This is a genomic window from Maribacter sp., from assembly GCF_049667165.1.
Classification (GTDB): domain Bacteria; phylum Bacteroidota; class Bacteroidia; order Flavobacteriales; family Flavobacteriaceae; genus Maribacter_A.
The window spans coordinates 1-6,376 of record NZ_JBATHS010000106.1 but is presented as its reverse complement, the minus strand read 5'-3'; the positions used below and the strand labels follow the sequence as shown (position 1 = coordinate 6,376).

6 protein-coding genes and 1 pseudogene are annotated in these 6,376 nt (G+C 42.7%); 1 reads left to right on the top strand and 6 read right to left on the bottom strand.

What is annotated here, in order from left to right:
* The 5 genes from WBM98_RS05825 to WBM98_RS05805 form a co-directional block, all read right to left on the bottom strand.
* Positions 1–552, bottom strand: a 552-nt coding sequence (locus tag WBM98_RS05825; RefSeq protein ID WP_424365087.1) for a serine dehydratase beta chain, incomplete at its 3' end; no start/stop codon positions are given.
* A gap of 144 nt (positions 553–696) precedes the next feature.
* Positions 697–1,266, bottom strand: coding sequence for a 2-oxoacid:acceptor oxidoreductase family protein (locus tag WBM98_RS05820; protein WP_424365086.1), 570 nt, complete (start codon positions 1,264–1,266; stop codon positions 697–699).
* A gap of 4 nt (positions 1,267–1,270) precedes the next feature.
* Positions 1,271–2,044 carry a thiamine pyrophosphate-dependent enzyme gene (locus WBM98_RS05815; protein WP_424365085.1) on the bottom strand — a complete coding sequence of 258 codons (774 nt, stop codon included), beginning with the start codon at positions 2,042–2,044 and terminating at the stop codon, positions 1,271–1,273.
* Entirely contained in the window at positions 1,998–3,122 is a 1,125-nt protein-coding gene (locus WBM98_RS05810) for a 3-methyl-2-oxobutanoate dehydrogenase subunit VorB (protein ID WP_424365084.1), read from the bottom strand. The genes WBM98_RS05815 and WBM98_RS05810 overlap by 47 nt, the downstream gene beginning before the upstream one ends.
* Positions 3,123–3,137: 15 nt before the next feature.
* Positions 3,138–3,368, bottom strand: a complete 231-nt coding sequence (locus WBM98_RS05805; protein WP_424365083.1) for a 4Fe-4S dicluster domain-containing protein — start codon at positions 3,366–3,368, stop codon at positions 3,138–3,140.
* Positions 3,369–3,828: 460 nt separating this feature from the next.
* Here WBM98_RS05805 and dnaK point away from each other — a divergent pair, with 460 nt between their 5' ends.
* Positions 3,829–5,736, top strand: a complete 1,908-nt coding sequence (dnaK, locus tag WBM98_RS05800; protein WP_424365082.1) for a molecular chaperone DnaK — start codon at positions 3,829–3,831, stop codon at positions 5,734–5,736.
* Positions 5,737–5,852: 116 nt separating this feature from the next.
* Here the strand turns inward: dnaK and WBM98_RS05795 are convergent.
* Positions 5,853–6,376, bottom strand: a pseudogene (locus tag WBM98_RS05795) (phosphoesterase); the annotation flags it as partial.

Sequence of the window (6,376 nt, the reverse complement as noted above, 5' to 3'; positions counted from 1 at the left end):
GCAATAGGCCAAAAGTTCGCTGCCTAAGGAAATGGGCATGGGAAAAGACTTAAAGGTCTCTATATTTCGTTTGGCATTTTTTCGTTCTTCCACGACCACAAAACCCCCGCCAATGGAGTAGTAGGTCTTGGATTTTGTTGTACCATTTTTAAGGGTGGCTACAAACTTTAAACCGTTCGCATGAAAGGGAAGGAACTTTCGATTGAATATAATATCAGTTGTTGGATCAAATGGTAATGGATGTTCTTTATTAAAATGAAGGCTGTTGGAATTCTTGATATTTTGAACGATTTGATGAATGTCCTCTATGGCCACATATTCCGGATCGGTACCCGACAATCCCAACATAACGGCATAATCCGTGGCATGCCCTTTTCCTGTCAAGGATAAGGAACCATACATATGCACCTGTATCTTTTCGACTTCATTGAAAATACCCGCTGCCTTGAGTTCCGAAATCCATCGTTCGGCGGCGCGCCATGGTCCTAACGTGTGGGAACTTGAAGGGCCAATACCGATTTTCAACATATCAAAAATGCTGATACACTCCATTTTGGCGTAGGTAGTCTCCATGATGTAAAGATAAACTTATTGTTGAATCAAGCTGATCCGAATTATGGACGCTAGGAATTTTAGATGCAATCTTTTCCTGATTATCCATATCAGGTATAAGACAACATATAAATGGGAATAAAACTAATTGAGAAGGGCTTGTGCTCCAATAGTGTAGGGAGTGACGCTACCCATACCTTTAATAATGGCTTCTTTGTTCAATGGAATTAATTCATGATACCGTTCTGACAATGATTTTTTCAAACCTTCAATGACATTGTCAAGTTTAACAATAGGCTTTATTTTTAGAAATGCCCCCAAGACGACCATGTTGAATATTTTTTTATTTCCCATTTCTGCGGCTATTCTCGCCCCTTCGATCTGGTATATTTTAATATCTGTTCGTTGGGGATGTTGCAAAATACCGTTAGGATCGTACAGAAGCGTACCACCTGGCTTAACGGTCGCCTCAAACTTATCCATGGATTGCTGGTTTAAGATAATAGCGGTATCGTACATTTTCAAATACGGGGAACTGATGCGCTCATCACTCAAAATAACAGTAACGTTGGCCGTACCCCCTCGCATTTCTGGCCCGTATGAAGGCATCCAACTGACTTCCTCATCTTGCATGATGCCTGAATAGGCTAAAATTTTGCCCATGGACAGCACCCCTTGACCACCAAAACCTGCAATGATAATTTCTTCCGTCATAACCTTATTTTAATACACCATCTACTTTGATATCCCCGAGAGGGTAGTAAGGGAACATGTTATCTATCATCCATTGATTCGATTCCAATGGGGTCATTTTCCATCCCGAATTACAATTGGAGACAATTTCCACAAAGGAGATTCCTTTTTTCAATCGCGTATTTTCAAAGGCCTTTCGGATGGCTTTTTTGGCTTTACGGGCATGTTTGTGGGTATGTACGGCATGCCTTGTCGCATAATAGACTCCTGGTAGATTGGCTACCAATTCCGTCATTTTAATTGGGGAGCCCATGGATTTAATATCCCTGCCATAAGGCGATGTAGAGGTTCTCATACCCGAAAGGGTCGTAGGCGCCATCTGCCCCCCAGTCATACCATAAATACCATTATTCACAAATATTACCACGATATTCTCGCCCCGGTTGCACGCATGTATGGTTTCTGCCGTCCCAATAGCGGCCAAATCGCCGTCACCTTGATAGGTAAACACATATTTATCGGGCCACAATCTCGAAATGGCGGTGGCAACGGCAGGTGCCCGTCCGTGAGCAGCCTGGGTCATGTCGATATTCATAAAATCATAGGCCAATACAGAACAGCCTACAGGGGCAACCCCAATGGTATCAGCTACGATACCCATTTCATCAATGACTTCCATCGTTAGGTTATGTGCCGTACCATGGCCGCAACCCGGACAATACGACAAGGTCGCATCGGTCATTAATTTCGTTTTACAGAATACTTGATTCTCGGGTTTTATAATCTCCGATACGTTCATTTTGTATTATTTTTTCTTCCAATGCCTCCAATACTTCTTCAGGGGTATGTATAATTCCGCCTGTTCTACCGAAATGTTCTACTGGAACTTTGTGTTGTACAGATAATCTAACGTCCTCAACCATTTGACCTGCGTTCAATTCAACGCTCAAGATCCCTTTTACTTGACGTGCCAATTCAAGTAATTGCTGTTTTGGAAAGGGGAATAAGGTTATTGGTCTTAACAATCCTGCTTTAATTCCTTTCTTGCGCGCCAATTGCACCGCTTTTTGTGCAATACGGGCACTTGAACCATAGGCCACGAACAAATACTCAGCATCATCGCAATTTATTTTTTCAAAACGTAGATCTTCTTTTTCCATCTGATCATACTTCTTCAACAGTCGGTGAACACGAGCTTCCATCTTTTCAGATTGTAGGTCTAGGGAGGTAATGATATTTCTTTCCCTGTCTGTTTTTCCCGTTACTGCCCAGTCGTCATATTTTTCGATTACTTCTTCATCGGTCATTCGTTTCTTTTGTTCTTTCAGGTTGACTTTTTCCATCATTTGTCCAATCAGTCCGTCAGAGAGGATCAATACCGGAGCTCGATATTTAAAGGCAATATCAAAGGCATCTTCTACAAAATCGGACATTTCCTGTACGGATGCCGGCGCCAGCACATAGAGTTTATAATCACCATGTCCCCCACCTTTTACAGATTGGAAATAATCTGCCTGTGATGGCTGTATGGTTCCCAATCCGGGACCACCACGAACAACGTTCACAATAACCGCAGGTAACTCTGCACCTGCTAAATAAGAAATTCCTTCTAATTTCAGGGATATACCAGGACTTGAGGAGGAGGTCATTGCTTTTTTCCCAGTACTTGCGGCCCCATAAACCATATTGATCGCCGCGATTTCACTTTCGGCCTGTAAGACGACCATTCCGGTTCGTTCTTCGGGTCGTTCCGTCATCAGATGTTCGATCACTTCCGATTGTGGTGTAATGGGATAACCGAAATAAGCATCAACGCCAGCCCTGATAGCGGCTTCGGCCAATGCCTCGTTTCCTTTCATTAATTTTAATTCGGACATCAATTATATTTTAAATTATAATGCAACTTTTACCCGATATACTGTTATTGCCCTGTCAGGACAAACAACAGCACAGTTGGTACATCCGGTACAGGCCTCGGGGTTACTCATATAGGCATAATGATACCCTTTTCGATTGACTTCGGTAGACATGCTTATGACATTTTCCGCGCAAACAGGCACGCATAGATCGCACCCTTTGCATGTTTCGGTATCCACGACGATAGCTCCATTGACTTTTGCCATATTACTAATTTTACGTATACTTTGATCAAAGAAATTTTGCAATTCATAAAAATAATATTGATTTGTTATAAAAAATATGATAAATGTCAATTTTTGAAAATTATCACCAGGTTTTAATTTCAAGTCATGTTTGCTGGTTTTTAAGAAAAGGGCCGTTATCCTGACGTTATAAACCGATACTTCGCTACTGGCAGGAAACCCATGTAACATGAGCGGGCTTCCCTTCGCTGAAATGAGTGCTTAACTTTTTGAATATCAATATATCAGTTTACTATTCCATTGATTTTCATCGTTGGCATCAAAGCACCTAGGATTGCTAAAATACAACCACGAGCCTTTCAATTTTCATTGATCAGGCCCTTCTTAAATGACATCATGTCAGGTTCCCGGCAATTGGCATATTGTTTGTCATTCCCTAAACGACATAAAAAATTAAGCACTAATATTTAAAACATACATAATGAGCAAAATCATAGGTATAGATTTGGGTACTACGAACTCCTGCGTTTCCGTAATGGAAGGTAACGAGCCCGTTGTAATTCCCAATGCCGAAGGTAAAAGAACAACACCATCCGTAATCGCATTTGTGGAAGGTGGTGAAATCAAGGTTGGTGATCCCGCCAAAAGACAGGCAGTCACCAATCCACATAAAACCGTTTACTCGATCAAACGTTTTATGGGCAACAAGTATTCTGAATCAAAAAAAGAGGCGGAGCGTGTTCCTTACAAAGTAGTAAAAGGGGATAACGATACCCCAAGGGTAGATATTGACGGACGTCTTTATACGCCACAGGAACTTTCTGCCATGATTCTTCAGAAAATGAAGAAAACGGCAGAAGATTATTTAGGACAGGATGTTACCCGTGCCGTCATTACGGTACCTGCCTACTTTAACGATGCACAGCGTCAAGCCACCAAGGAGGCGGGTGAGATCGCTGGCCTTAAGGTGGAACGGATCATCAACGAACCAACTGCGGCTGCTTTGGCATACGGCATGGACAAAAAGCATACCGACCAAAAGATCGTTGTTTTTGACTTTGGTGGTGGTACACATGACGTCTCGATTTTGGAATTGGGTGATGGCGTTTTTGAAGTATTGTCAACAGATGGTGACACCCACTTAGGAGGTGATGATGTTGACCAAAAGATCATTGATTGGTTGGCCGAGGAATTCAAGAAAGAGGAAAGCATTGATCTACGTGATGATGCCATGGCATTGCAACGTTTGCGTGAAGCGGCTGAAAAAGCCAAAATTGAATTGTCTTCTTCAACCCAGACAGAGATTAATTTACCATACGTTACTGCCACAGCTACAGGACCTAAGCATTTGGTACGTACTTTGACAAGAGCTAAATTTGAGCAGTTGATTGCTGATTTGGTAAAAAGAACCATTGCGCCTTGTGAAACGGCTTTAAAGGCCGCTGGCCTATCAAAAAGTGATATCGATGAAATCATCCTCGTAGGTGGTTCTACCCGTATCCCGGCAGTACAGGAAGCCGTTGAGAAATTCTTTGGTAAAAAACCATCGAAAGGGGTAAACCCTGATGAAGTTGTTGCCGTAGGTGCGGCGATCCAAGGTGGGGTTTTGACAGGTGATGTAAAAGACGTATTGTTATTGGATGTTACACCACTTTCTTTGGGTATTGAGACCATGGGTAGTGTAATGACAAAATTAATCGATGCCAATACCACCATCCCAACCAAAAAATCACAGGTATTCTCTACCGCAGCTGATAATCAGCCTTCAGTTGAGATCCATGTGTTGCAGGGAGAACGACCCATGGCGGCCGACAATAAAACCATAGGACGTTTTCATTTGGATGGAATTCCACCTGCACAAAGAGGAACGCCACAGATCGAGGTAACTTTTGATATTGATGCCAATGGTATCATCAAAGTTTCCGCAACCGATAAGGCAACGAATAAAACGCAGGATATACGGATCGAGGCTTCTTCCGGATTGACCGAGGAGGAAATCAAAAAGATGAAAGCAGAAGCGGAAGCCAATGCCGAATCGGATAAAAAAGCCAAGGAAACCGTCGATAAGTTGAATGAAGCGGATGGTATGATCTTCCAGACTGAAAAGCAATTGAAGGAGTTTGGTGATAAACTTTCGGATGACAAGAAAAAGCCTATCGAAGAAGCTTTGGAAGCATTGAAGAAAGCACATGAAAGCAAGGATATTGCGTTGATCACCCCAGCTTTGGATAAAATCAACGAGGCCTGGAAAGTAGCCTCTGAGGAAATGTACAAAGCCCAAGCCGAGGCACAACAGCCGGGAGCTGCACCTAACGGTGAGGAGACTGCAGGCGCCGAGGCCGGTGAAAGCGATAATGTCGAAGACGTAGACTTCGAAGAAGTCAAGTAGCCTGTCCTGAGCGCAGACGAAGGGTAGACTTCGAAGAAGTCAAGTAAGTCTTAGAACTATTGGAATTAAAAGCACCCTGACGGTTTCGTCAGGGTGCTTTTTTTTAGGGATGGTTATTATCTTATTTTTAAATTGCGGTCGGGTTCCCTGCCGTAGCCCTTGACAATCAGTGAATCGTGATGAAAAGTGACCCGCGCAAAGGCGGTACTGTCACGGGTATCGACCATACCCTTGAAATTCAAATAATGTATGCCTTCTTTTTGAACGTAACTTCCAGCATGGTTATGCCCGTTAAAATAAAATTTAACACAATCATAGGAAGCAATCAAATCGAGAAATTGTTCATAGTTCCAGAGATTATGCGCATTGGTTTCTCCCACTGCCGGGAAATGGCAATAAAAGCCTACCCGTTCCTTGTTCTTGGTCGCCAACTTCAATTCATTTTCGACCCAATGCAATTGATCCAAACCCAAACCCCCATTCCATGGTTTCACATTGGGCAAGTCCTTATCGGATAATAATTTGTATAGGGAGTCGGTCTGTTGTTTCTTCTTTTTCGTTAGGGCGCCATGGATACTTAGATCATTTCCATCCAGAACAATAAACCGCCATTTGTGCTTTACGATGCTATAATAACGAT